This is a genomic window from Proteus sp. TJ1640, assembly GCF_003144445.1.
Lineage (GTDB): Bacteria > Pseudomonadota > Gammaproteobacteria > Enterobacterales > Enterobacteriaceae > Proteus > Proteus penneri.
This window is the reverse complement of sequence record NZ_PENY01000010.1, coordinates 220,425-246,316: the sequence shown is the minus strand read 5'-3', so window position 1 is coordinate 246,316 and position 25,892 is coordinate 220,425. Positions and strand designations below refer to the sequence as shown.

Sequence of the window (25,892 nt, the reverse complement as noted above, 5' to 3'; positions counted from 1 at the left end):
TATTTTTATTAGATAAAAAAACAGCCTATACATCGTGAATGATAGGCTGTTTTCTTGAGAAAAGGTTATTATTCGGCTTCGCCACCTAGCACTTCAATGACTCGTTCAATCAGTGCACTTAATTCACCCGTCATTAAAACAAAATCAGCATCAAAACGTTGGGCGAAATCGGCTTTATCAATATCATCATTTTGCTCACGTAAAGTCTCACTGAATTTAATACGTTTGATAGAGCCATCATCACATAGCATAAATTGAAGGCGATCTTCCCAATCGACAGAAAGTTTGGTGACAAATTTTCCTGCTTCAATATGTGTCGCGATTTCGTCAGAAACTAGTTCTTGTTTTTTACAACGAATAACACCGCCTTCTTCTAGCACTGCTTTTAGCTCCGCTTCATCCATCAAAGTAAAACCGGCTGGAAGTTCTCCAGAGCGTACCCACTCTGTCATTTTTAATTCAACAGATTCATTAAAATTCAGTGGTACTACGGGTAATGAACCTAATGTTTTACGTAGCAAGGCTAAGTTATCTTCAGCTCGTTTTGCACTGCCTGAATCAACAATAACGAGTTGTTTTTCTAAATCTAGCCAAATAAATGTTTGTGAGAATTTACTAAATGCACGAGGGAGTAGGGTATGTATCACTTCATCTTTTAAGGTGGCTTTCTCTGTTTTTTTCAGTTTACGACCTTGTTCACCTTCAAGTTTTTCAACTTTGTCTTGCAGTGCTTGTTTAATGACTGTCGCAGGTAAGATTTTGTCTTCTTTCCGTGCACACATCATGACTTGTTTGCCTGCAACATGGATAAGCGCTTCACCACGATCGCCCATCGGTGAAACCCAACCTGTTCTGGTCATATCTTGGCTACTGCAAGGTGTGAATGCCAATGAAGCAAGCTGTTGTTCTAACTCATCCATTGACAGTGCTATCTCTTTATTTAAGCGATAGACCAAAATATTTTTAAACCACAGCATTTGACATTCCCCTTAATCATTATTTACCGCATTATGATACTGAATGTTGAGGGTATCTAAAAGGTAATATCCCTTAAAAGAAAATATCCATAATGTTATTTAATAAAAAAAGAGAAAAGCTGAAACGAATAATCAGTAAAATTACTCAATGATAATGATTTTTATTCTTGTTTAAGTTAAATTAACTAAGAGCATTAATAATGGAATAACGTGATTTTTAGCATAATTTTTTATGTGATATTAATCACGTAATTTTATCTTTACACTATTTTTTGTTTACAATATGAAATCACTTTCAGATTTATCTCTGCATTAATTTACAAAACAAAAATCTTCTTGACGCTCTATTGTGATAATTGTCACAAAATAAAGAAAATATAAAGAGTGATTTTTCACAAATAACGTGGTGACTTAGATCACAAAATTGAACATTTATTTTTTAAATATCGTCAAAATAGCACGATTGGTCTTTTTATATTAACTTGGGTTATAGTTTAACATTTGTAATGTTTTTCAGTGTTTCTTTGTCACCTTTATGCATTGATTAGATATTGTGATTGAATGATGTTCTTGTGCTTCTCTTTTTAATATTTGTAGCTAATTATTCTTTTTTTGAGTGAGTGTTACGCGTTACCACTAGTTAAATTGTATTTAAATGTGATTTTGCTTTTATTTAAATAAGAAATAAATATAAAGATAAAAAATTATTAATTAGAAAGAACAATATTTAAATCTTTAGTGTTATTTATTTAGTGGTTAAAATTAATACTTCCTTTTAAATATATTAAATAAGGAGATAAATTTTTTATTAGCAAAAAAAAGAGTCTTATAAAGAAATGAAATATAAAAGAAAAATTCAAAAGTACTATTTTTAAAAAGTTGATTAAGTTCAAAAAACACGTATCTTTACCTTTAATTGTGATACCTGTCACTTGGGTATGTAACCATGAAAATGCACATTGGTGTAATTGTGGACTGCATCACGAAAGAAGGGCTTTTTTTTGAGTAACATGCCAACGAAAACTCAACAACCTATTTCTTTTCCTAACAGAAATAAAAGCAATGCCCTTATTTAAATATAATGAGGATATTATTTTTGTGTCTTATTGGTGAATATCTCTGTGTCAAGGAAATGAAAGCCTATAAGAAAATAAGTAGAGTAATAATAGTCGTTATAAAAATGATCAGTTGTAAAAGCGATTTTCTTGTTTGAGATCCGTGGCGGCGGCTCTTTGAACTGAATTTAGGGTTAATGATAGACGGCGGTATTATTTTTAACCTTAAAAAGGAAATCATAAAACTATAGAAAATAGATGGGTATTTTAATCATGAAAAGCTTGAAGCCTCTAGCAGCACTGGTTGGGTTGTTGGTTCTTTCTGGATCGGCAAACGCAGTAAACGTGTATAACGATAAAGGTACACGTTTTGATGTAAACGGTCAGTTCCGTTTAAAAACACAAGTGACTAGCAAAGATCACGAAATGCGTATGCGTGATGACGGTAGCCGTATCGGTTTCTTTGGTTCACACGAACTGACTAACGATATCAAAGTTTTTGGTAAATTAGAGTGGGGCTCAGACACTCAAAAAACAAACAGTGAAAACTCTTATACCAACTTTGATCTCTATAACCGTGTTGGCTATGTTGGTTTCTCTCATCGTGATTATGGTCAAATTCAGTTTGGTCGTACTTATATTCCAATCGATTGGGTGAAAAAATCAAGCTATGGCTATGGTAATACAGGGGTATTCTACTTTAGCGATGTATTAGGTCGTGCTGTAGGTTATTCAAGTAAAGGTGTTGGTAAAAACAACTTTATGACCCGTTTACCACAAACTATTTTTGTTGAAACTAACCGTTATGAAGGCTTTAAATTAGCGGCCACCTTAACAGGTAAAGATGGTAAAGATAATGATGGCGATGGCAAAGGTGGTGATCGTAAGGTTGGGGATATTCGTCATGCATACTCAGTCGTTGGTTTCTATAAATCAACCTTCGGTTTAGAGTTTGATGCAGGTTATTCTGCCGCAATTGGTGAACCAAACTTATACCCAGATAGCGTTGTTGGTAATAAAAAACCAGAAAATAGCATCTTAGCATTTGGTGCAGAATATTTCTTCCCAGGTCGTGAGTTCTCTATTGGTTTAGACTACGGTCAGTCTCGTGGTAAAAACTCAGGTTTAACTTTAAAAGAAGGGACACCTGAAAAAGATTACAAATGGAATTCAGTCAAAGGCGATTGGAAAGCAGATCTATACGGTATTGGCGTAAAATGGCATTGGGATCGTATCGAAAGCGGTATGTATGCCGGTTACTACCTGCGTGATGGTGATGCAAACACGTTCAACTACAAAAAAGAAACCTATACTGTGGGTGTAGATAAACGTTTTGCAGTATCTAAATACAACAATTTACGTTTATTCGCTGAAATGGCATATGATGATGCACGTAGCGAAAACCCAGCTTATGAAGATAAAAAACAATATATCTTCGAAACGGGTATGCGTCTGTACTTCTAGTCCTGACAAAAGCATTACCGTTTGACAGAAGTAACCAAAGGAGAGCGATTTCGCTCTCCTGTTAACCAATATATAAGGGGTGTGTAATGGTTAAGAATGTGTTGAAAATTTCAACATTAGCAATGTTTGTCGCATTCAACGTGAATGCTGCGACAGTCGATCTTCGTATTATGGAGACGTCTGATGTTCACAGTAACTTAATCGACTTTGACTACTTCAAAGACAAACCAACAGAACAGTTTGGTTATGTTCGTACTGCTAATTTAATTAAAGCAGCAAAAGCTGAAGCAACCAATGCGATTCTAGTTGATAACGGCGACTTGATCCAAGGTAGCCCGCTGGCTGACTATCAAGCAGCTAAAGGCTTAGAAAAAGGCGAATCTCATCCAGCTCACCAGCTGATGAACACCATGGGCTACACAGTCGGTAACTTTGGTAACCATGAATTTAACTATGGTTTAGATTACCTGAAAAAAGCCATTGCTGGTGCTAAATTCCCTTACATCAACGCCAACGTGATGGATGCGAAAACAGGCAAAAACTATTTCACACCTTATATCATTGTTGATACACCAGTAAAAGATCGTGATGGTAAAGAACACACTATCAAGATTGGTTATATCGGCTTCGTACCACCACAGATCTTAATCTGGGATAAAGCCAATCTGGATGGTAAGGTCGTTGTAAATGATATTACAGAAACAGCGAAAAAATTCGTCCCTCAAATGAAAAAAGAGGGTGCTGACCTGATTGTGGCTATTCCTCACTCTGGTTTTGCGTCAGAGCCGTACAAAGCAATGGCTGAAAACTCTGTTTATTATTTAAGTGAAGTTGAAGGCATCAATGCAATTATGTTTGGTCACGCTCATGGCGTATTCCCAAGCAAAGAATTTGAAGGCATTAAAGGTGTTGATGTTGCTAAAGGGACGGTAAACGGTGTTCCTGCTGTTATGCCTGGCCAATGGGGTGATCACTTAGGTGTCGTTGATATGGTTATCAATAACGACAGCGGTAAATGGGTGATGACTGAAGCAACAGGTGAAGCACGTCCTATTTTTGATAAAGCAAACAAAAAAGCATTAGTTGAACGTGATGCTGAACTAGCTCAAATCATTGAAAAAGCACACCAAGGTACCCGTGATTTCGTGGGTAAACACATTGGTAAAGCATCTGCCAACATGTACAGCTTCTTAGCATTAGTACAAAGCGATCCAACTGTACAAATCGTTAATGATGCACAAGTTGATTACACCAAACACTTTATTCAAGGTGATCCGAACTTAGACGGTTTACCAGTATTAGGTGCAGCTGCGCCATTTAAAGCGGGTGGTCGTAAAAATGCACCAGCAGACTTCGTAGAAGTTGAAAAAGGTGACTTAACATTCCGTAACGCTGCAGACTTATATCTGTATCCAAACACATTAGTGGTTGTTAAAGCGACCGGTGCGGATGTCGTTGAGTGGTTAGAATGTTCAGCGGGTATGTGGAACCAAGTTGATCCTAACTCAACTAAACCACAAGAACTGATCAACTGGGATGGTTTCCGTACTTATAACTTCGACACCATTAGCGGTGTGAACTATAAAGTTGACTTAACTCAACCAGCTAAATATGACGTTGATTGCCAAGTGGTTAATAAAGATGCGAATCGTATCAAAGAAGTCACTTATGAAGGCAAACCAATCGATCCTAAAGCAACATTCCTGATCGCAACAAATAACTACCGTGGATACGGCGGTAAGTTTGCTGGTACAGGTGAAGCGAATATTGCGTTTGCCTCTCCAGATGAAAACCGTGCAATTTTAGCGTCTTATATTGCAAAACAAACGAAAGAAAACGGTGAAGTGGTAACTAAAGCCGCGAACAACTGGTCATTCTTACCTATTAAGACGGATAAAGTATTAGATGTACGTTTTGAAACTTCTCCAAGTGAAAAAGCCGCTGCATTTATTAAAGATTTCGCTCAATACCCAATGACTTTTGTGGAAAATGATGAAATCGGTTTTGCAATTTACAAAATTGATCTAACTGAGAAGAAATAAGCTATCAAACCTGCCCGTTCAGGGCAGGTTTTTCTTACCTTTTTGAACCAAAAGAGTGGCATTTATGACACTTTAAGGGGATTTTATGCGCTTTATAAAGCTATTACCTGCGGCTTTTGCTTTAGTGCTAGCAGGATGTGCAACGCAAGCACCTGAAATTACAGAACCATTAAAACCTCAAGCTAAATTAGTTGAAGGCGTATCTTGTATTGTACCTGATGCACCAACAGCACCTTACGACTACATTGCTGCTAATGATCGCTATGGTCAAAACAGCACAGCATCGACAGATTACTTTAAGTTAGCGATTAACTACTCACCCGCTTTTTGTGATTATAAAAGTAATAACATTAAACGTTTAAATAACGATAATGAAAAAGATCGGGCAAAACGTGAGTACGATAAATTTGAAATCCAATGCTTCTCAGATAATAAATTTGGTTGGATTGTTCATGGGCTGTGGGCTGAAACCTGTGATGGTAAATCATGGGAAGACTGCCGTGATTGGAAAGACATACGCAAACATCCTCGTTTATGTAAAGGTGATTTACCCCCTTTAGAATACTCAGCTATCAAACCTTATCTGTGTGATTCTCCGGGTATCGATCTGTTACAAGGTGAATGGGAAAAACATGGTGTGTGTGCATTTGATACACCAGATGCATTTTTTGGTAAACAAAAAGAGTTGTATGAAGCGTTAGTATTACCAGAAGGCCGTCCTTCAAACAGTGCATTGATTAAATTCTTAAAAGAACACAATCCATCACTGAAGGATAAAGAAATTCAAATTAATCGAGATGAATTCTATATCTGTTATAGCAAAGATTTCGAAGTAATTGATTGTCCGAAACGTGAATTTTGATCTTAGGGATAAATTTTAAATGAATCATAAATATAAACTCGTTGCACTTGCTGTAAGCTCAGTCTTATTAGCGGGTTGTGCAAAGAACTACGACGAAGCTAATGTTGTTGATGTGCGTGTTATCGCAATGAACGACTTCCACGGTGCACTAAAAGCGCCAGGTCCAAACAAACCTGGTGGCATCGAGCACATGGCTACGTTAATTAAAGAAATGAAGAAAGATAACCCGAACAACATCGTGGTTGCGGCGGGTGATATGGTTGGAGCAAGCCCACTGTTATCTTCAATGTTCCATGATGAGCCTTCAATCGAAGCATTATCATTAGCAGGCTTAGAAGCAACTTCTGTGGGTAACCACGAATTTGATAAAGGCATGGGCGAGTTACTGCGTAAACAAAACGGTGGTTGCCACCCAGTAACGGGTTGCCAAGGTCCAACTGAGTTTAAAGGCGCTGATTTCCAATACTTATCAGCAAACGTAACGGTTAATGAAACAGGTAAAACGTTATTTCCTGAATATGTTATCAAAGAATTCAACGGGATCCCTGTAGCCTTTATTGGTGTCACTCTAGAAGGTACTGCAGCAATCGTAACGCCTAAAGGTACTGAAGGTTTAAGTTTCCATAACGAAGCAAAAACCATCAACGCATTAGTACCTCAGTTAAAAGCACAGGGTGTTCAAGCGATTGGTGTGTTGATCCACGAAGGTGCAGCACAGCGTCGTGATGGTGGCCCAGTAAATATCAACGCATGTAATGGTATTACGGGTAAAGTACTGGGTGTTGTTGATCAATTAGATCCAGCGATTGACTTCGTTGTGACGGGTCACACTCACCAAGCTTACAACTGTACTATCAACGGTAAATCAGTGACATCTGCACAATCTAATGGTGCAATGTTAACGCGTATTGACCTGAAATTAGATAAAACAACAAAAGATGTTGTTGATGTAGAAGCTCGTAATATTTGGGTTGATAACCGCAAATATGAAAAAGATCCAGCAGTGACTAAACTGTTAGAAGCTTACGAAAAAATCGCTACTCCATTAGCTAACCGTATTATCGGTAAGTTAGAAGGTAATTTAACTAAGCAAACTAACGACGCGGGTGAATCTGCACTGGGTCAAGTTATTGCTGATGCACATTTATATACGGCTAAACCAAAAGATATGGGTGGCGCACAAATCGCGTTTATGAACAGCGGTGGTATTCGTGCTGATATGACAGGTGGTGACGTTTCTTATAACGCAATCTATACTGTACAACCATTCTCTAACGTACTGTTAACGCAAACATTAACCGGTGAGCAAATCAAGCGCCTGTTAGAACAACAGTGGGATCGTTCACGTCCACAAGTGTTAGCCGTATCTGGTAACTTCCAGTACACATGGGATAGCAAAGCATCTAATGGTAACCGTGTTATCGTTGAATCAATGAAAATTGACGGTAAACCAGTGGATATGAAAGCATCTTACCGTGTTGTCGCTAACGAATACTTAGCAACAGGTGGTAGTAACTTCTCTGTACTGAAAGAAGGTAAAGATCCAGTTTACAGCGTGCCAGATGTTGATGCAGTCGTGAAATACTTTGCTGAGCAGTCTCCAATTGCTCAACCAAAAGCGAATAACATCACACGTAAATAACGTATTTTCATACGCCTTGTGAAAATCGCACCCTTTACTTCGGTAAGGGGTGCGTAAATAAATAAAGAGAGCAAAGTGTTGAACACAAAGGGTCCATCCCTACCTTTGTATTCATTGCGCACTTTGCTCTTTTTTTATGTTTTTTATTTGCAAATGTAGGGGAGTAAACATAAGAGTCAACGCCTTTACAAGGAATAATTTGTGGTGTATTGTGTTGTTTAGCGACAAAAGATTGCATTTGGTCGTCATTATAAAGATCTAAACTTATAACGTTTTAATGTTATCAAGTTCTAAAATTATAACTGCCGTGAGGCTTGGAGTGTAAGTAATGGCTATTTCCGTAAGATTAGATGAAGACTTTGTGTCTGATGCTAAAATTCATGCGGAAGCGAAAAGCAGAAGTGTTCCTAAACAAATTGAACACTGGGCTAAAATAGGGCGTATAGCTGAAGATAACCCTGATCTGCCATATAGCTTTATCGAAGAATTGTTACTGGCACAGGCGGAAGTCGAAAACAAAAAGGTTTCTCGATATGTCCGAACCACAAAAAGAGATTGATGTTTATCAGTCAGCTCGATTTGAAAAGGCAATGAAAAAGTTGCCTGAATCAGATGTGAAAATCATTGAAGATGAAATTGATCAAATAATTGATAATCCATTGATTGGAGAACAGAAAAAAGGCGATCTTGCTTATCTCAGAGTACACAAATTTAGGCTTAATGAGTTGACTGTTTTACTCGGTTATTCATGGGTAGCCAACAAAGTTGAACTGTATCTCTTGCATATCGGTTCCCATGAAAATTTCTATGATGTTCAGAAAAAACAACGAAAGACCGATCTGAAACTAATTAAAGCATAAAAGAGTGGTGGCATAAGGCCACCACTCTTGTTTTGTGGGCATGTGTTTTGTAGGTATGTAAAAAAAAGCCCACAGTGGCTGTGGGCAAGGAATGAAAGTAAAAAGAGGGTATTATTTAGGGTCTTTTGTCAGATGTCTGTTCTAACACTTATTTGAAGATTTTAAAGCGTGCATCATCTTCCATATAATTCTTCTCAGCAGCCTCTTGTTCAATTGAACCAAAGACCATTTGCGCTCTCAATTTCCATGTTTTTGGCAGATCCCAAGTTGCATGGACTTCATCATCAATAATTGGATTGTAGTGTTGTAATGAAGCACCTACGTTCTCTGCTGCTAATGCAGTCCAAACAGAAAGTTGTGCCATACCACTTGCTTGCTCTGACCATACGGGGAAGTTCTCAGCATACAGTGGGAATTGCTCTTGCAGACCTTTTACGATATCAGTATCTTCAAAATACAAAATTGAACCCGCACCTGCGGCGAAGCTATTAATTTTTGCTTCAGTTGCACTAAATGCTTCTGCGGGTACTAATTTTTTCAGGGTATTTTTAACGATATCCCACAGTTTTTGATGTTGTTCACCAAACAGAACAACAACACGAGATGTTTGTGAGTTAAATGCTGTTGGACTCTCTTTAACCGCTTCTTTGATAATCGCAGTGACTCTGTCTTCGCTAATTGGAAGTTGATTACCTAAATGATAAATTGTTCTACGTTTTTTCATTAAATCAGTAAATGCGTTAGACATGGTTGTCTCCTTGATAAATTTGAGCGCTTAAAGCGTGTTTTAGCTTGAGCTAATCTATGGACACACTATAGGGCTTAGTAGTGACTTATTGATAGATAAAAAATTTAATCAGTTACGTCAAAATATTCGACCTAGTTTCTAACTAATTGATTTATATTCTATTTGTCTGCATATCTAAACTTAGGATCAAGTTGGCTAATACCTAACCCTCCGGCTTTCTTCACTTTAATTTGTACCGGAATACGCTCTTTCATGGCTTCTACGTGACTAATTACGCCAATAATTTTGCCGGATGCATTAAGGCTATCAAGCGCATCTAATGCAATATCTAAGGTATCAGGATCTAATGTGCCAAAGCCTTCATCTAGAAAGAGTGATTCGATTTGAGTTTTGTTACTGACCAAATCTGAAAGTGCTAAGGCGAGTGATAAACTGACTAAGAAACTTTCGCCACCAGAGAGAGTACGTGTATCTCGTAGTGCATCTGCTTGCCATGTGTCTGCAATTTGTAGTTCAAGGCTTGCAGGTGTTTTGCGTTGCAAGAAGTAACGCCCATGAAGCTTTTCTAAACGACGGTTAGCCAAATAAATGAGATGATCAAGCGTTAAGCCTTGGGCAAAACGGCTAAACTTATCTCCTGATGCAGATCCCACTAATTCGTTTAAATAACTCCAGTCATCAAATTGAGCTTGCTGTTTAGCAATATGGGTCAGTAGGCTTTGTTGCTCTTTACGTTTTTCCTCGTCAGCTCGTAGTTGCTCTTGAATACGAAACTTCGTTTCTTGTAATTGAATAAGTTGTGTTTCTAACAGTAATAACTGAGCGGTAATTTGTTCAAAATTTTGTTGTGTTATCAAGATTGGTTGTTGTGATAAGTGTTGTTGATAGGCATTTTCTTGTGTATCTAAACGCGTTTTTTCTTGCAACAGTTTATCAAGGCGTTGTTTTTGTTGCTCTTGTAAACGGTGTCTTTCCTCGGTGGATAACAGAGAGGTTAGAAATGCATTTTCGTCAGCAAACGGGCTATTTTTTAACGCATATTGATATTGTTCAATAATGTCTTGTGAACACGTTTGTAACCGTTGTAACGATTTTTCATTTTCCTGATATTGACCAATAAGCTGATTTAAACGGATTTCGAGTCGGTTTTTTTCTTCACTATATTGCTCAATTTGTTTTTGTAACGATAGACTCCGTTTATCCAACTCATTACGTGCATCTTCGGTGGTTTGTGTCCCGAATAAAGCTTGGCGCTGTGCTTTTAGCTGCGCTTGTTGCTGGTGTAATTGTTGTAAATGGACTAAAACAGCATCAAGTTCTTTTTGAATTTCAGATAAATAGCGTTTTCTCTCTTCCTGCGTTGATAGCAATTCGCGGATGGTTTGTTGTAATTCGTGATGTGTTTTTAAGGTTGATTGATATTGTTGGCTCTCTTCTTTACGTGAAGTAAGCCATTGAATTTTATCTTCAAACTCCTTTAATTCATAACCTTGCTGTTTAACAAGGGATTGAAGATCCTGCGCTAACTGAGTTTGTTGCTGAAGATATTGCGCTGTTTGTTGTTGTTTATTGGAAACTTCTTTCTGTTGCTGAGCAAATTCATTTTGTTGATGAAGAACAGTTTGCTGTTGTTGATTAAATTGCTCTTTGTTATCAGATAATAGTTTGTATTCTTGCTGAATTTTGGCTTCTAATGCTTGGTAATTTACTCGTTTTTGCGTCAGTAAATTATCTTCTTTCTTAAGTTCTGAATCTAATTGAATTAGAGCTGTTTCTTCGCAGCCGACATCCGGTAATGCATAAGTTTGCGCTACATCACGCCATTGTTGTGTTAATGACGTAATATCTTGTGTGAGTTGCTTAAGTTCGTGACATAACTTTTCGTTTTGAGCTTGATAGTTAGTACACTGCGTTTTTTGTTCTACTAACTCTATTGTTAATGCATGAACTTGTTGCGTTAAAATATCTAACCGTGTTTTTGTTTCATCAGGTTTAATTTCTTTATATTTTTCAACATAAGGATGTTCAGTTGAACCACAAACAGGACATGGGGTGTCTTTAACTAAGCGTTGTCTCTCTTCTTCATATTCCGCTAATTTTCGTATTAAAAGATAATTATCATTTAAATCTTTATGATGTTGCTCTTTTTCTTTTAAAACGATGCTATTTTTACTGATATTTTCAGTGAGCATAGCTATTTTTTGCAGGTTTTCTGAATAACTTTTTTGCTGCTGATGTTCAGCTTTTATAGCACGCTCTAATTGAGCTTGTAATCCCATCAGTTTAGCAAGGGCATTTCTTTGTTGTGATATTTGCTGTAAACGAGGAGGGATATCTGTAATTGCATCAGCTTTATTTTGTTGCTCAAGTTGTGTTTGCAACGCCTTTAATTGCTGTTGCTGTAAATTAAGACTGTGTTGTTGTTGCTCTAGTGCTTTAGTTGCTTTTTCTAAGGCGAGTTTGAGAGTGTGTTCTTTTTCTTGCTCTGTTTTTTCACTCTTTTTGCTAATAAGATATTTTTCTGTGACTTCATCATATTGCTCAAAATAGCGTTGCCATAAAGGTAGATTTTCAGCAAGTTGAGCATAAGCCGTATGTTGGCTTAAATAATTATTTAATTCACGGGCTTGTTTTTGTGATGTTGTTAATTGGTGTGCTGTTGATTGAATTTTTTCCAGATATTCTGATTGTGTTTTTTCGAGTGCACTTTTTTGCTGTGTTTTTGCTGAAATATCTTGTTGTAGCAAAGCTAATTGATTATCTAATGGCGCCACTTTTTCACGAATAAGTTGTAATATTTGCTGTTTCTTCTCATCGTGTTGTTTAAATGTGTTACGTGCTTCGATTAAATGCTGATTAATTGGTTGGCTTTGTTGTTCAATAAGCTGTTTTTCTGCTTTTAGTGCTGAGAGTTGTGACGCAATATAGGCTTGTTCTTTTAATAGGCGATTTTTTTCATCATAAATTGGACGGATTTTTTCTGCAGGTTCGCTATTTTCAAGACGTTGAATATCGGGTTTGGCAGCAACTAATGCTTCTTGTGCTAAGTTAACCTCGGTTTGCGCTAGCGCTTTATTTTTATTGAGTTCAATTTCTTTTTCTTGCCACTGTTTTGCTACTTGATATTCCTGTTGTTCTTTTTGTAAGAGGCTCTCTTTGGCAAAAAGATTAGTCTGTTCAGTTAATAAAGCTTGGCGAGCATTTTCATCTAATAACGCCATCATTTCAGCTTTCTGTTTTAGTGTTTTTAATGCTTGTTCTTCTTCACGCCAATGTTTAAATATAGATTGGGATATATGGCGATAAATATCTGTACCAGTGAGTTCTTCGAGTAACTCTGCGCGAGATTTATCATCTGCATTTAAAAAAGCCGCAAATTGCCCTTGGGAAAGCAACATAGATTTAGTGAAACGATCAAAATCAAGTCCTGTAATATTAATGATCATCTCTTTTACTTGGCTTATTTTGCTTGCCAATATTTTGTCTTCATCTCCTGCTATATTTATTTTAACAAGTTCGGCTTGTGGTGCTTGAAGATTGCCATCTTCTTTATAATTAGCACGGCGTTGTTCCCAAAATGCACGATAAGCCACACCTTTGACTTCAAATTCAACTTCTGCCAAACATTCTGCAGTATGGCGTGTCATTAGCTCATTTTGTGATTGTGTTACTTTATCTAATCGTGGGGTTCTATGATAAAGCGCCAAACTAATGGCATCTAACAGAGTAGTTTTTCCCGCACCGGTAGGGCCTGTAATGGCAAATAATCCGTTGCTAACAAAAGGCTCTTGGTTAAAGTTAATTTTCCATTCACCTTTTAAGGAGTTAATATTTTTAAAGCGCAGACTTAAGATTTTCATTTTGCTTCGTTATCCTCTCGTTCTGCCATTTCAACTGCTTGTTTAAACAATGTGGTTAATCGCGTTTTAGTTTCTTCTGAATCAAACTCATGTTGTTCTAAACGTCTTTCAAAAACATCATAGACTGTTAATTCTGTCAGTGTTTCTTTTTCATTTTGAGTGAGTACTTGGCGTTGTTTTCTGGCTCTTCTTAATAAAACCACATCAAAAAGCGGATCGTTAGTTAGCTCTTGAATTCGAGCTTGTATATCACTGAGATAATCTTGAGTTGAGACTTCGATATCCAACCAAATAGTGGTGTCTAATTCATTGTATTGTTTTTTTAGATCCTCAAGTTGTATCGCTATCTCTTTTAATGAACCACTTATAGTGCGTAGTAATTGAAACTCAGGAATAGGTAATAGTGTGAGGTTAGTTAATTTATCTTGTTCAAAATCGATAAGGCAGACACTTTTTTGTTGCCCACTTTCATCAAAACTTAAAGGAATTGGAGAACCACTGTAACGAATATGCCCTGATTTATTCACCACTTGAGGGCGATGAATATGACCAAGAGCGATGTAGTCAAATTCAGGGAATAGGGTTGCAGAAAAAGCTTCTAAAGTACCAATATAAATTTCTCGTACGGAATCGCTCACGCTTGCACCAATGGTTGTCAGGTGACCTGTCGCAATAATAGGGATCTTGGCGTTCAATTGTTCACGTAAATCGAGAGCTGCTTGATATTGAACTTGATAATAATCAGCAATCGCTTCTTTTAGCGCGTTTTGTTTTTCAGCACTGGATTGCCCACTTCGGCTCGTTATCATATCTCTAGGGCGTAGATAAGGGATCGCACAAAGTAATGCGCCTGGCATGTTATCTTTTTGACGAAGAATGATCGGGGTTTGTGGTGTTTCAGCATGAACATTGGCAATAACTGTCGTATTTAAACATGCCAATAGTGATTTTGATTCATTGAGTGTCGCGACAGAGTCGTGATTACCCCCTAGAATAACAAGCTGACATTGTGTATCTCGAATAGCAACAACAAAACGATTATACAGCTCTCTGGCATAACTTGGTGGGGAGCCGGTATCAAATATGTCACCAGCAACAATTAGAGCATCAACTTGATGAACTTTGATTTGTACTAATAACCAATCGAGAAATTGTTGATGTTCTTGTGCGCGGGTTTTAGTAAAAAAATATTGTCCTAAATGCCAGTCTGATGTGTGAATAATCCGCATTGCTATCCCTCTTTTTTATTTGATGAAGAGTATAGCGCACCTTGCTTTTTTAGTGAAAACTCAACAATAAGCCTTCTTTTCGAGTGATATTTCGCCAAAAAATGGTTTATTTACCTTAACAATGGGGATCTATTTCAGTAATGTTAAGGTTAGTCATAAATCTGTCATAAAAGTGCATCATAATCATTTTGACCCTCTATATACATTACACAGGATAGAGTATGGCAAGGCGTATTCTTGTTGTTGAAGATGAAACCGCAATTCGAGAGATGATCTGTTTTGTTTTGGAACAAAATGGTTTTCAACCGATTGAAGCAGAAGACTATGATTCTGCATTGAGCTTTCTTATTGATCCTTACCCTGATCTGGTTTTATTAGATTGGATGATCCCCGGAGGATCTGGTTTGCAGATAATAAAACAGATGAAACGGGAAAGTAATACCCGCGATATTCCAATTATTATGCTAACGGCAAAAGGGGAAGAAGAAGATAAAGTCCAAGGCTTAGAAACGGGTGCTGATGATTATGTTATCAAACCCTTTTCACCTAAAGAGCTTGTCGCCCGTGTGAAGGCAATTTTACGGCGTTTATCACCAATGTCTGCGGAAGATGTCATAGAATTCAATGGATTATCGCTTGATCCAATTTCTCATCGAGTAACAAGTCAAGACAAACCGATTGATATGGGGCCCACTGAATTTAAACTCCTGCACTTTTTTATGACACATCCCGAACGTGTATACAGTAGAGAACAACTGCTAAACTACGTTTGGGGAACGAATGTTTATGTCGAAGACCGTACTGTTGATGTGCATATTCGTCGTTTACGTAAGGCCATTGAAGAAGATGGTCATGACAGAATGATACAGACAGTACGTGGAACGGGATATCGTTTTTCAGCCCGTTTCTAAGTCAATATGGGAGTAATCGTCTGGTGTTAGAACGACTATCATGGAAAGCCCTCGTTTGGGGGCTATGTCTATTTTGTTTGCCTGCCTTTATATTATCGCTTTTTATCGGGCATCTTTCTTGGTTGCTGGTGGTATCACTTCTTAGCGCTTTGGTTTGGCATGCTTATAATTTGATGAAATTATCTAAATGGTTATGGCTCGATCGCTCAGTCTTACCCCCTGAAGGCAGAGGAGGGTGGGAGCCTATTTTTTATGGTATTCGACAGACCCAACAACGTAATCGTAAACGACGCAGAGAATTGGGCGACTTAATTAAACGTTTTAGAAGTGGGGCTGAAAGCTTACCTGATGCTGTTGTGATGATGACAAATGAAGGGAATATTTTTTGGTGTAATAGTCTTGCTCAACATTTATTAGGTTTTCGCTGGCCTGAAGATAATGGGCAAAATATTTTTAACTTATTACGTTATCCTGATTTTTTGCACTACTTTACTGCAGGTGATTTTAGTCGTCCCCTAACCATTTCATTAAATAGTGGTTCTATTGTTGAGTTCCGTGTGATGCCATATAGCGAAGATCAACGTTTGATGGTGGCTCGTGATGTGACAGAAAAAAATAAACTAGAAAACTCACGACGTGATTTTTTTGCGAATGTCAGTCATGAGTTAAGAACACCACTAACCGTTATTCAAGGCTATCTTGAAATGATGGAAGAAAATAGTGTAGCAAAACCCGTAGAGCATAAGGCGATAGTCACAATGCAAGAGCAAGCTAAACGTATGGATACGCTTGTTCAGCAACTTTTACAGCTTTCTCGTATCGAATCTGCTCCGCATATTGATTTAAACAAGATTGTTGATATTCCTGCCATTTTGGCGTTATTACAACAAGAAGCGAACTCATTAAGCCAAGGTCAGCATCAGATTGTTTTTGATGTTGATGATCAGTGGGCTGTTCGTGGTAATGAAGAGCAACTGCGTAGTGCGGTTTCTAACTTAGTGTATAACGCCATTAATCACACTGAAGAAGGAACAACAATCAAAGTTAATTGGAAGAAAATCCCCCAAGGTATGTTATTTAGCGTTTCAGATAATGGGGCGGGGATCAGTGCTGAGCACTTAACGCGTTTGACAGAACGTTTTTATCGCGTTGATAAAGCTCGCTCTCGTCATTCTGGTGGTACTGGGTTAGGTTTGGCCATTGTGAAAAAATCGTTGCTCCATCATCACTCTCAATTGAATATTGAAAGTAAAGTGGGTGTTGGGAGTACATTCTCTTTTATCCTTCCTCAAACATTGCTTAGCGCAAAAGAAACACACTAGCAGTACGTCTTTTTTAAAACCTTTACCATTTGTATTCAATCAGTGATAAAGGTTTTTTGTTCCTTTTTTAATATCAATAAAAACTAATATCGTAGCGTTAAATTTTAATATTATTAATTAATATTAACTTTAAATGATGTCAGTACTTAATATTATTGGTGGTAAAATGCACAAATCATATCATGTATATTCGATAATATATGACAGTTATAACTAGCGCTGAAAAATAGTTTAGATGATTATTCTGGTTTTTGGATTGGCTATTGCCTTTTTTCATTATAAAAGTTTTACTTGTGACCAGTTATCGGCAATTTTTTCTATTTAGTACTTAATTGCTCTACATGAAATGATTATACATGGATATTATCCTGAATAATGATGGTATGAGCCTAAATAGATATTGTTGATTTTATGTTGCGCTATCTTGGCGCTATTTAACAATCATTGTAACTACATATTAACAAAACTTATGGCACATAGATTAACTTCCAGAGATATTCTAGCATTAGGGTTTATGACCTTTGCCCTTTTTGTCGGTGCTGGTAACATTATTTTTCCTCCTATGGTGGGATTACAATCCGGTGAGTTTGTTTGGACAGCTGCAATCGGCTTTCTTATTACTGGTGTTGGTTTACCTGTATTAACCATCGTTGCATTAGCTAAAGTTGGTGGCGGCATTGAAGCATTAAGTACACCTATTGGTAAATCAATGGGGCTATTATTAGCAATTGTTGCTTATCTTGCTGTTGGACCTCTTTTCGCCACACCACGTACTGCGACTGTCTCTTTTAAAGTGGGTATTGCTCCTTTAGTGGGTGATACTGAAATGTCATTGCTGATTTATAGTATTGTCTATTTTTTAATTGTTATCGGTATTTCGCTTTATCCGGGGAAATTACTAGATAGCGTCGGTCATATTTTGGCACCGATTAAAATTTTGGCATTGGCGGTATTAGGTGTTGCAGCGATATTTTGGCCTGCGGGTGGTGCTATTCCTGCTACTGAAGCTTATCGAGATATGGCATTAACTCAAGGCTTTATTAACGGTTACCTCACCATGGATACATTGGGGGCTATGGTTTTTGGTATCGTGATTGTTAATGCGGCTCGCTCTCGAGGTATTGATAATTCATCACTGTTGACGCGTTACACTATGTGGGCGGGAATTATTGCGGGTGTATTGTTAACTGCGATCTATTTGAGTCTATTTAAATTAGGCTCTAGCAGTGGCAGCATTATTCCAGGTGCCCAAGATGGCGCTGATATTTTACATGCCTATGTTCAGTACACTTTCGGTAACTTTGGTAGCTTCTTCTTAGCTGTCTTGATCTTCTTAGCCTGTATGGTGACAGCGGTTGGTTTAACGTGCGCATGCGCAGAGTTCTTTAGTCGCTATTTGCCTATCTCTTATCGTACATTGGTGTTGATTTTAGCAATATTCTCAGCTGTTGTTTCAAATTTAGGATTGAGCAAACTGATCGCGTTTTCTATCCCTGTGCTGATTATGATTTATCCACCTTGTATTGTGATTATTTTAATGAGTTTCACATTACGTCTGTGGAATAATCCAAGTCGTATTATCGCTCCAGCAATGGCAGTTAGCTTATTTTTCGGTATTTTTGATGCAATAAAAGCGTCTGATTATCTGAAACATCTATTACCAGAATGGGCAGCTAAATTGCCATTAAGTGAGCAGGGTTTAGCGTGGCTTATCCCTGTATTGGTGACAATTGTTGTCTGTGGTATTTACGATAAAGTGGCAGGCTCACAGAGTAAAAAAGTGATCCATATTGAAGCCATCAAAAAGCAATAAAGTACGTTAATTTGAACAGTAAAAAGGGAAACGAAAGTTTCCCTTTTTGTTGAAATTAAAGTAAGTGCTGGTTCTCTTTTAAACGGTCAGCCAGTGTTTTTTCTATATCTGTTTGTACTAATTTTGATACATCATATTTTTTGGCAAGTGATGAGAATCGAGCAATAACATCAACGGTATGATGAATATATGCTTGTGCTTGTTGCCAACTTTCAAAACCTGCTATTTCAGCAAGTTGCTTTATTGTATTTAATGGTGGCTTTTTACCATACCCGCCAAATGAAGTGATATGCTCATTTCTTGGATTGGGATTATAGGTCACATCATAAAAAGGTGCTGGCTCCCAGTGCCCATCATCATATTGTAGAAATGACCAGTTTTTACTGTGATCATCTTGATTAGAAGCGAATAGATTAAAAATAGCTCGTCTAAACTGGAGTTGTCCGGCTGAAACTGATTTGCATAGTACGCGGTTTACTTTGATTAAATCTTCGTAATCCAAAGAAGGTAACCTAAAGTCAGCATCTAATAATCCACATGCACTGTGCATGATTAAACGTCCTGATTTACCTGAACTATTTGTGACATGATCAAAACGTTTTAGCGCTAACCAAGATTTACCATCACTGTTTTTAGGAACATCAATAAGTTGCCATTGTGGGGGATTGAGCTCTAGCTCTTTTGCTAGGATGAGATAAATTGCTTCACATAGTCCTTCATCGTGGCCAAGAGGTAAGTTCTTAGACGTAAATTTGATCAACCATGATTCATCACCTTCTTCTTCATACGTTTTACACTTATTAAAATCCCCTTGCTTAAAATAAAGCAACGCTTTAGGTCTAGCGCCACCAGAGCTACCAACAATAGCAAGTTTAGATAAAACAATTTCCGTTTGACCATCAAATACAGCTTGTGCTTCTAAACCTAAATTAATCAAATCAACTTCAAACTGTTCATCTATTTGATAGTCAGAGACGGGTAAATAAGATAATCCTCCCATACCTTTATTACCAACAAAGGCTAACCTATCCATCGTTGTAATTTCATGCGGTTGTATACCATGTTGGCGGAATATTCTATCTTGCAATAATCGCCCCCATCCATCAGGTAAACTATCCGAGAAAAGCCCTTGCAAATTGCCATGAGGTTTTTTAGGTGCTATTTGTAAATCAGTATTATTCTGTAGATTAAAAGGTGAACTATTACCAAATTGTGTTAAGTAATGCGCATCATATTGAAAAAATACACCACTATGGTTTTGTACCAATGTTCCCATTAAAACCGAGTCACCTGTAGATAACGTCCGTGTCACATTTAGCTTTTGAATTGGCTTAAAACTCATCTTGTAATACCTCTTCAATCGTCCTTGGCATACGTGGTTTATTCACTTTCTTAGGATCAACAACCGCATAAAGATTATTTAAATCATCAAGGCATTGCCAAAGTAACAGTAACTGGCGTAGTGAAATTTTACCTTGTAACTCAAACTTTTTGATAGTTGAAGCAGGAACTGTACTACGCTCGGCAAGTTGTTCACGTGACCATTTTTCCTTTTCACGCAACTTTCTTAAATGAGAGGCAAAGGCTCGACTAACATCGAGATCAGTAAGTAATGAGAGTTTCATTTGTTAGCCTCAAATAGATACTATAATGTCTAATTATAGCAAAAAATAGCTATTTTGGACATTATAGTATCTATTGGATTTAAGAGTAGAGCAAACAGTTTAGCTTAGGTTGCTCATTAATTTTTATTTGTAGAATACTGTTTTTCTGCCACAGGTTGTTGGTTTTCATCTAACGTATAGCGAACATCGGCTTCAATACCATCTTCACCTTCATAGAAGATTTTAAAGCGAGTACGATTGCCGTCGTGATATGCAATTACGGCACTACCGCCTTTTCCTAAGCAGAACTGATGGAGATTACCTGTTGATATGCAAATACTGTCGTCGCCAGATACCGTGATTTTACAGTTATCGCCAGTACTAATTGCCACAGCATTTTTTCCAGTCACATTGATTTGTGCTAAATCACCTGTGTTAGTGATTTTTGCTCTATCTTGAGAGGCAGTAATAAAATTGCGTATGCCACTGTTTGCAATATGAACACCATTACCTGAGGCATAAATTTTGACATCATTGCCACTATTGGAAATGCGGGAGCGTCCACCTAAACTCCCAATACGACACTGATTTCCTGAGTTAGCTATTTTTCCTGCAAAACCAGTAATCATTAATTGATTGCTATAACCTGTGTTGGCAATGCTATTTTCATCACCAGAAAAAGCCACAATATTATTATTCCCACACAAAGCAAGATCAGTACTTAATTGCTGACTTTTTAAGATCAATTGATGCCATTCGGTAGAAAATTGAATATTTTCAGATGTTGGTAAAGTATTGTGATATGGCAAGCGTTGTAATGTCACGCCTTGCTGTTGTTCATCACCGAGCAGGAACAAGATGTTTTCCATCACTTCTTGTTCCTGTTTGGCAAAGGATGTTTCACTAAAATGACGTAAATAAATATATTGAATAAGGCTTTCTATCCACTGTGTACGGCGCTGTTTTATTAACTCACTATGGATAGCACTGTAAGTGCCTCCATCAGGAAAATAACGCAAAAACCAACGATAAAGCGACGTTGAAACATGCAGTTGTCGTAAGTCTTTTTTTGTTAATCTAATATTTTCCTTTGAAGGGACTGACATATAAGCTCCTTAATCCATGTATTCATTAGTGTCTATGGTAACCATCAACCATACTGCGAAATGTTTGGAATGGCGTTTTTCCTGTTGTACACAGATAAAGGTGACCAATGATAAAAAAGACACTACATACCGCTAATATTTGGTGTGCAATTAATAACCAAGCTTTAAATGTTACGGCATCAGCAGGAATAAACGCTGGGTTTTGCAGTAAAACACCGGTTATTAAAAGTAGTGGAACTAATGCATACATCACACCTAAATAAGCCATTTGTTGCAGTGGGTTAAATTTAACATTGGGTGTCGCTGGGAAGGGGTGATCTTCGCCTTTGATAATGCCGTAGAGATAAAAACGAATTTGCATTAAAGCGCGTTGTAACCAATTTTTACCATCAATACGGTAAAATTTACCATTACCACCAACAAGATTGATCAATACAAAAGATAACCAGCATACTAAGAGCAGATAACCACAAATTTCATGCACACTGACTAATAACGCCGTATCGTGGGCTGAAAGTAAGGCAAAATGGTTAATCCCACCACTTAGAAGCAATAGAATAAATAAAGAAGCATTACTCCAGTGCCACAAACGAACCGCTTTAGAGTAAAGATAGAGCTTCTCTTCTTTATGCGATCCACCATGTGGTGTGGCAAAGCGATAACGTAAGAAGCCATGCAGTGCAAGAACAAGCAACATCCCAACTAAAAGCACGCCTGCAACGATTAACCAAAGTGGTGAATAGTCGGGTGTGTAAATTAAGACATATTCTTTTAGTGAGGCTTGGAATTGCCCAGCATTTGGCATGATATTAACAGCACTCATACTTTACCCTCCTCTTGAATATGAGGCCCTACACGGCGATAGAGATGCGGTTTCCCCACACCATCAAGTTGATAAATATAGTAATCGTGTGTTTTAAGCCATTCTTGAATTTGAGGACTGTCTTCTCTGCCAAATAACAAGGCATTTTGTGGACAAGCACTCACACAAATAGGTGGAAACCCTTTTTGTAATCGAGACTCAAGACAAAAATCACATTTATCAGCAACGTGTGTCACAGGGTTAAGATAACGGACTTGGTATGGGCATGCCGATATACAATAGCTACAACCAATACATTTCTCTTTATCTACACGCACAATACCATTGGTTTCATCACGCCAAGATGCACCTGTAGGGCATACAGGAATACAAGGAGCGTCTTCACATTGTTGGCAAGAGTGTCTAAAGAAATGGTATTTATCATTATCTTCTTTGAGGCTTAATGGAATATGAGCAATATCCATTCGTGCCATACCATTGGGTACTTTATTTAATCGACGACATGCAGTGGCACAGATATTACAGCCATTACAAAGCGTCTCATCGTGGATCATGGCATAGCGGATTGGTTTTTTTTCTGTCGTTGCTGCAAGCGCACTTCCTAGTGGCGCACTGAAAAAAATGACCGATCCCATACCTGCTACAAATTTACGGCGAGAAACACGCATTATTTTTGCTCCTCAGTCTGATGATGTTGTAATACCCACATCGAATTTCGTTGATAAAGTAGAACATTAAGGATTTTCATGTTGTTCTACCTCAATCCATTCAGTTAAGCCTCGTGCTTTGCCGTAACTCATTAACGTATTGCTAAAGAGATAAGGGGCATCGTTGGATGCTAAAACTTGCTGAATATCCTGAAAATCAGGGTGAGTTTTCATCAGTGTCAGTGCATCTTCGATCTCTGAAGCCGTGTACTGAAAGGGTTCAGACATCAACATGCTTTGTTTCAATGGTCGAGGATAAGTTTCGCATTCAAAACGAACCACACCTGCAATTGCTGTACAAATATCCGCATGGCGGTTTAATAATTGCAGTTGTGCGAAGTTATCTGACATAAATTCATCAGAGTAGAAATAATCCTCGCCATTGAGACTTAAATGGGCGATATCAATAAACTCGTCGCTCTTTAACGCGGTTTCTAATTGCGCAATATCCTCTTCAGTCAGAGAATAGGGCGCATCATACAGCGTTGAAATTGCTAATAGTTCACCATCTTTTGAACATTGACGTATTGCATTCGCTAGATGTTGTTCGGCAGATAATTCTGCTACCTCTGCAACGGGTTCTTCTACGACATCTGTTGAGGTGTTAGCACTACGTCCAACACCTGCTTCTGATAATGGCAGTAACCAACGTCGACGTGAGATATCAGGTTGTTCAGAAGCAATATCTGCATCATCAGCGATATCTTGTGGTATAGAAGCCGATACATTTTGTTCTATCATCATGATCTCCTTCTTTTACCGATTAACTTGGTAATAAACCACGAGACGCTAAATCGTCTGCAATATCTTGTAATCCAAGGCGAACTAACGTTTCTTTTGTTGGGCAACCTAACTGCGGATCCCAGCCCATTTCTTCATAGAACATGGTGAGAGAAAGCTGCATGTCTTCTCTGTCCATTTTGTCTGTACCTTCGGTAAAGACAGGAATATCGGGATCTTTATCAAATACCCATGAACAGATTTGGTCGTGCTCATTACGCATATCCATGGTATTCATTAATTTAACGGTATAAGCGCGGTGTAGCGTAAAGATACGCTCTGAGGCTAAATCCAGATCTTTAGAGGTTGTTGGTTCACCCGTGATAGCGGTAAAGAATTTAGCCTCCATTTCTAAGTCGCCACGATAATTGCGGCTTTTATGAGGCGAAACCGTCATTGGCCAAACCCAGTTACATAAGGTGACTGCATCGTGTAAGCAGCTACGCAAAATTGTCCATTTGGTGTAAGCAATTTTGGCTTTATTGATTGGTGTATAGTTTTTGGTTTCATCAAAAGCATCACCAGAACCAAATAGCTCACCTGCAATCTCTTTTTGTAGTTTCAGAGGTAAACCGCTGCCGATATAGTTGATATGGGTATGTGTCATCGCATCACGATTAAACATACAGTTAACGATAGAACCAACTTGAGCAGAGGCTTCATTGGCGTGGTGAATAGGGAAACCCATTGGTGACCAAAGTTTATTTTTCTTGTTCGCCCAATACTCTTCACCTAAGTTCCAGCGTTGCGCAATGAGGTAAGAGCCATCAGCTAAGTGACTAAATTCACCTTTACGGTGCGCTAAGCGATAATAGAAATCTTTGATAAATTCGGGATTACCTTCTTCAAGCTTATCCCAAGGAATATCATTATATTCCTCTTCAGAAAGAACGCGTTTAAAGACACCATGGGTATAACAATAAGTGAAGTCACGATGAAGTTGGCCGTAGTTACACCATAAACCCATATCATCAAAAATATTCAGGCCAACAAGGTTACCAACGACGTTACCATCTCCTTTTTTCTCTACATCTTTAGGGCCATTAGGGAAGATAGTTGTATGAACGAAGTTAGCAACACAAGTGTTTCCGCCTGTTTGCGGCACACCAAATTTTTTCGCTTGTGGCACGTTAAGCTGCGCCATACAGCGAATAGGGCAAGAGTGGCATCCTCCCATTTTTACGGTGTATTCTTCTGCTTCTGGTCCTAAGTCAAAAGTTGATTTCATGGTTCTGAAACCAACAGTATTGATGTCACCAGGAGGGATTTCACCTGTTTCAATTGGACCACCTTCCGCAGCGCCCCAATACAGTCCTTTACGTGCGGTCCAACGAGAGCCAGGATGTGAATATTCAGCCCATGATTGTGGGGTACTTGGTACGACGTGGTTGTTATTAGAGCCAATGAGTTGCGTCATCATATAGTCGTTAAGTTCTTTTAACGCTTTACGGTCTGCAACATTCACGCCTCGACTACCTTCAACAACAATGGCTTTTAATTTTTTAGCGCCTAATACAGCCCCAATCCCCGCACCACCACTGTGGTTACGGCTATTAATGATGCCAGATAACGGTACGAGATTTTCACCCGCCGGACCTATGGCTGCGACACAAGCCTCTGGACTTGTTTGAGCACATAATTCTTCTGTCGTTTGGCGAACACCTTTACCCCATAAGAAAGAGGCGTCTTGAATAGAGACTTGGTCATCGTCAATATGGATCCAAGCAGGCTTATCTGATTTACCTTCAATAATCAGAGCGTCATAGCCGGCAAATTTCATCCATGCGGCAAAAAAGCCTCCCATATGGGCATCAACGACAAGATTGCCACGAGTAAAGGTAGAAAGAGAGGTGATATTGACGCGTGAGCTACAAGGTGCCCCTGATCCTGTTAGAGGGCCTACTGCGAAGACAATTTTGTTTTCTTCATCAAAAGGTTTAACCCCAGGGCCCACTTCGTCGTACATAATTTTGTAGCCAAAGCCCATACCACCAATTAAGGATTTAAATTTACTTGAGCTTTCACGAGTGATGGCACCGGTAGTTAAATTGATTCTTAGAATATTTCCAGTCCAGCCGTTAATCATA

At 38.2% G+C, this 25,892-nt stretch carries 20 protein-coding genes; 9 read left to right on the top strand and 11 right to left on the bottom strand.

The window, feature by feature from the left end:
• Nucleotides 1-68: 68 nt before the first annotated feature.
• On the bottom strand, nt 69-977 hold the full coding sequence (gene rdgC, locus DK861_RS04065) for a recombination-associated protein RdgC (protein WP_006535171.1): 909 nt from the start codon (nt 975-977) through the stop codon (nt 69-71).
• 1,328 nt (nt 978-2,305) lie between these two features.
• On the opposite strand from rdgC, the gene DK861_RS04060 reads away from it, so the two are divergent.
• The 6 genes from DK861_RS04060 to DK861_RS04035 all read left to right on the top strand — a co-directional run bounded on the left by DK861_RS04060 (nt 2,306) and on the right by DK861_RS04035 (nt 8,902).
• Nucleotides 2,306-3,496: a porin gene (locus DK861_RS04060; RefSeq protein WP_237584375.1), complete on the top strand. Its 1,191-nt coding sequence runs from the start codon at nt 2,306-2,308 to the stop codon at nt 3,494-3,496.
• Nucleotides 3,497-3,582: 86 nt separating this feature from the next.
• Nucleotides 3,583-5,538: a bifunctional 2',3'-cyclic-nucleotide 2'-phosphodiesterase/3'-nucleotidase gene (locus DK861_RS04055; protein WP_109399315.1), complete on the top strand. Its 1,956-nt coding sequence runs from the start codon at nt 3,583-3,585 to the stop codon at nt 5,536-5,538.
• Nucleotides 5,539-5,623: 85 nt separating this feature from the next.
• Nucleotides 5,624-6,400 (top strand): ribonuclease, encoded by a 777-nt coding sequence (locus tag DK861_RS04050; RefSeq protein WP_072063704.1) that lies wholly within the window; start codon nt 5,624-5,626, stop codon nt 6,398-6,400.
• Nucleotides 6,401-6,419: 19 nt separating this feature from the next.
• Nucleotides 6,420-8,042: a bifunctional metallophosphatase/5'-nucleotidase gene (locus DK861_RS04045; protein ID WP_006535163.1), complete on the top strand. Its 1,623-nt coding sequence runs from the start codon at nt 6,420-6,422 to the stop codon at nt 8,040-8,042.
• Between the two features lie 328 nt (nt 8,043-8,370).
• A complete protein-coding gene (locus DK861_RS04040; RefSeq protein ID WP_004245167.1) occupies nt 8,371-8,601 on the top strand; it encodes a ParD-like family protein in 231 nt (76 codons plus the stop codon).
• Entirely contained in the window at nt 8,576-8,902 is a 327-nt protein-coding gene (locus DK861_RS04035) for a type II toxin-antitoxin system RelE/ParE family toxin (RefSeq protein ID WP_006535162.1), read from the top strand. Before DK861_RS04040 ends, DK861_RS04035 begins: the two co-directional genes overlap by 26 nt.
• Nucleotides 8,903-9,050: 148 nt before the next feature.
• Here the strand turns inward: DK861_RS04035 and DK861_RS04030 are convergent, their stop codons facing one another.
• From DK861_RS04030 to sbcD, 3 genes are all read right to left on the bottom strand, one after another.
• A complete protein-coding gene (locus DK861_RS04030) occupies nt 9,051-9,650 on the bottom strand; it encodes a nitroreductase family protein (protein ID WP_006535161.1) in 600 nt (199 codons plus the stop codon).
• A 158-nt stretch (nt 9,651-9,808) separates the two neighbouring features.
• A complete protein-coding gene (locus tag DK861_RS04025) occupies nt 9,809-13,510 on the bottom strand; it encodes an SbcC/MukB-like Walker B domain-containing protein (protein WP_109399314.1) in 3,702 nt (1,233 codons plus the stop codon).
• Nucleotides 13,507-14,739, bottom strand: a complete 1,233-nt coding sequence (sbcD, locus tag DK861_RS04020) for an exonuclease subunit SbcD (protein WP_109399313.1) — start codon at nt 14,737-14,739, stop codon at nt 13,507-13,509. The genes DK861_RS04025 and sbcD overlap by 4 nt, the downstream gene beginning before the upstream one ends.
• Nucleotides 14,740-14,960: 221 nt before the next feature.
• Here sbcD and phoB point away from each other — a divergent pair, with 221 nt between their 5' ends.
• The 3 genes from phoB to brnQ all read left to right on the top strand — a co-directional run bounded on the left by phoB (nt 14,961) and on the right by brnQ (nt 18,785).
• On the top strand, nt 14,961-15,650 hold the full coding sequence (phoB, locus tag DK861_RS04015; protein ID WP_109399312.1) for a phosphate regulon transcriptional regulator PhoB: 690 nt from the start codon (nt 14,961-14,963) through the stop codon (nt 15,648-15,650).
• Nucleotides 15,651-15,673: 23 nt separating this feature from the next.
• Nucleotides 15,674-16,972, top strand: coding sequence for a phosphate regulon sensor histidine kinase PhoR (phoR, locus tag DK861_RS04010; RefSeq protein ID WP_109399311.1), 1,299 nt, complete (start codon nt 15,674-15,676; stop codon nt 16,970-16,972).
• Between the two features lie 469 nt (nt 16,973-17,441).
• On the top strand, nt 17,442-18,785 hold the full coding sequence (gene brnQ, locus DK861_RS04005; protein WP_109399310.1) for a branched-chain amino acid transport system II carrier protein: 1,344 nt from the start codon (nt 17,442-17,444) through the stop codon (nt 18,783-18,785).
• Nucleotides 18,786-18,840: 55 nt separating this feature from the next.
• On the opposite strand, the gene DK861_RS04000 is transcribed toward brnQ, so the two are convergent.
• From DK861_RS04000 to DK861_RS03970, 7 genes are all read right to left on the bottom strand, one after another.
• Nucleotides 18,841-20,127 (bottom strand): type II toxin-antitoxin system HipA family toxin, encoded by a 1,287-nt coding sequence (locus DK861_RS04000; RefSeq protein ID WP_109399309.1) that lies wholly within the window; start codon nt 20,125-20,127, stop codon nt 18,841-18,843.
• Nucleotides 20,117-20,410: a helix-turn-helix transcriptional regulator gene (locus DK861_RS03995; RefSeq protein WP_006535148.1), complete on the bottom strand. Its 294-nt coding sequence runs from the start codon at nt 20,408-20,410 to the stop codon at nt 20,117-20,119. The genes DK861_RS04000 and DK861_RS03995 overlap by 11 nt, the downstream gene beginning before the upstream one ends.
• Nucleotides 20,411-20,526: 116 nt before the next feature.
• Complete coding sequence (ydhT, locus tag DK861_RS03990) at nt 20,527-21,495, bottom strand: protein YdhT (protein WP_109399308.1); 969 nt, start codon at nt 21,493-21,495, stop codon at nt 20,527-20,529.
• Between the two features lie 25 nt (nt 21,496-21,520).
• Complete coding sequence (gene phsC / locus DK861_RS03985) at nt 21,521-22,318, bottom strand: thiosulfate reductase cytochrome B subunit (protein ID WP_109399307.1); 798 nt, start codon at nt 22,316-22,318, stop codon at nt 21,521-21,523.
• Nucleotides 22,315-22,986, bottom strand: a complete 672-nt coding sequence (locus DK861_RS03980; RefSeq protein ID WP_072063691.1) for a 4Fe-4S dicluster domain-containing protein — start codon at nt 22,984-22,986, stop codon at nt 22,315-22,317. The genes phsC and DK861_RS03980 overlap by 4 nt, the downstream gene beginning before the upstream one ends.
• A gap of 66 nt (nt 22,987-23,052) precedes the next feature.
• Nucleotides 23,053-23,766, bottom strand: coding sequence for a YdhW family putative oxidoreductase system protein (locus DK861_RS03975; protein ID WP_239452129.1), 714 nt, complete (start codon nt 23,764-23,766; stop codon nt 23,053-23,055).
• Nucleotides 23,767-23,788: 22 nt separating this feature from the next.
• On the bottom strand, nt 23,789-25,891 hold the full coding sequence (locus tag DK861_RS03970) for an aldehyde ferredoxin oxidoreductase (protein WP_109399305.1): 2,103 nt from the start codon (nt 25,889-25,891) through the stop codon (nt 23,789-23,791).
• Nucleotide 25,892 lies beyond the last annotated feature (1 nt).

Coding starts and splice junctions, on each gene's coding strand:
- DK861_RS03995 (WP_006535148.1), bottom strand. CDS start 20,410: ATGAAACTCTCATTACTTACTGATCTCGATGTTAGTCGAGCCTTTGCC.
- DK861_RS03970 (WP_109399305.1), bottom strand. CDS start 25,891: ATGATTAACGGCTGGACTGGAAATATTCTAAGAATCAATTTAACTACC.
- DK861_RS04060 (WP_237584375.1), top strand. CDS start 2,306: ATGAAAAGCTTGAAGCCTCTAGCAGCACTGGTTGGGTTGTTGGTTCTT.
- DK861_RS04025 (WP_109399314.1), bottom strand. CDS start 13,510: ATGAAAATCTTAAGTCTGCGCTTTAAAAATATTAACTCCTTAAAAGGT.
- DK861_RS04050 (WP_072063704.1), top strand. CDS start 5,624: ATGCGCTTTATAAAGCTATTACCTGCGGCTTTTGCTTTAGTGCTAGCA.
- rdgC (WP_006535171.1), bottom strand. CDS start 977: ATGCTGTGGTTTAAAAATATTTTGGTCTATCGCTTAAATAAAGAGATA.
- ydhT (WP_109399308.1), bottom strand. CDS start 21,495: ATGTCAGTCCCTTCAAAGGAAAATATTAGATTAACAAAAAAAGACTTA.
- phoB (WP_109399312.1), top strand. CDS start 14,961: ATGGCAAGGCGTATTCTTGTTGTTGAAGATGAAACCGCAATTCGAGAG.
- sbcD (WP_109399313.1), bottom strand. CDS start 14,739: ATGCGGATTATTCACACATCAGACTGGCATTTAGGACAATATTTTTTT.
- DK861_RS04045 (WP_006535163.1), top strand. CDS start 6,420: ATGAATCATAAATATAAACTCGTTGCACTTGCTGTAAGCTCAGTCTTA.
- DK861_RS03980 (WP_072063691.1), bottom strand. CDS start 22,986: ATGCGTGTTTCTCGCCGTAAATTTGTAGCAGGTATGGGATCGGTCATT.
- brnQ (WP_109399310.1), top strand. CDS start 17,442: ATGGCACATAGATTAACTTCCAGAGATATTCTAGCATTAGGGTTTATG.
- DK861_RS04000 (WP_109399309.1), bottom strand. CDS start 20,127: ATGAGTTTTAAGCCAATTCAAAAGCTAAATGTGACACGGACGTTATCT.
- DK861_RS04040 (WP_004245167.1), top strand. CDS start 8,371: ATGGCTATTTCCGTAAGATTAGATGAAGACTTTGTGTCTGATGCTAAA.
- DK861_RS04055 (WP_109399315.1), top strand. CDS start 3,583: ATGGTTAAGAATGTGTTGAAAATTTCAACATTAGCAATGTTTGTCGCA.
- phsC (WP_109399307.1), bottom strand. CDS start 22,318: ATGAGTGCTGTTAATATCATGCCAAATGCTGGGCAATTCCAAGCCTCA.
- DK861_RS04030 (WP_006535161.1), bottom strand. CDS start 9,650: ATGTCTAACGCATTTACTGATTTAATGAAAAAACGTAGAACAATTTAT.
- DK861_RS04035 (WP_006535162.1), top strand. CDS start 8,576: ATGTCCGAACCACAAAAAGAGATTGATGTTTATCAGTCAGCTCGATTT.
- DK861_RS03975 (WP_239452129.1), bottom strand. CDS start 23,766: ATGATAGAACAAAATGTATCGGCTTCTATACCACAAGATATCGCTGAT.